Here is a 356-nt window from a genome sequence, read left to right as displayed (position 1 = left end):
GGAAATAGAGACCTCTACTGAAGCGGAAAGAAGACAGTATATCAAAAATGCTTTTCCATGTATTGCAGACTGCGAGATGTGCGGACTTTGCACGGTATTTCGTGGAAAAGACCCGGAACTTGCCTATGCAGATTATATCAGTGGAAAGCGAAGCTATTTAGAGGTATCCCAGGAATATCGATAAAAGAAACGTGGAGAAATAAAAGGGTAAAATGACGGGATAAAAGAAAAGGCAAAAAAATAAAGCCAGAATCAGGAGATGAACTTTATATGACACATGAAGAATTTGAACAGGCAGCGCAATACTGGAACCGCAAAGAGCAGACGGCAATGCCAAAGGAGGCTTTGCAGCAGGC

At 42.1% G+C, this 356-nt stretch carries 1 protein-coding gene; it reads left to right on the top strand.

Annotation, left to right across the window (positions count from 1 at the left end; genetic code table 11):
* Positions 1 to 184 (top strand): hypothetical protein (locus OCV43_RS13825; RefSeq protein ID WP_262624380.1); only part of this gene is annotated, 184 nt, incomplete at its 5' end.
* Positions 185 to 356 lie beyond the last annotated feature (172 nt).

Origin of the sequence: Roseburia amylophila (assembly GCF_025567465.1) — a bacterium.
Classification (GTDB): domain Bacteria; phylum Bacillota; class Clostridia; order Lachnospirales; family Lachnospiraceae; genus Roseburia_C; species Roseburia_C amylophila.
The sequence above is the reverse complement of the archived record's forward strand: the minus strand, read 5'-3'. Positions and strand labels throughout refer to the sequence as shown.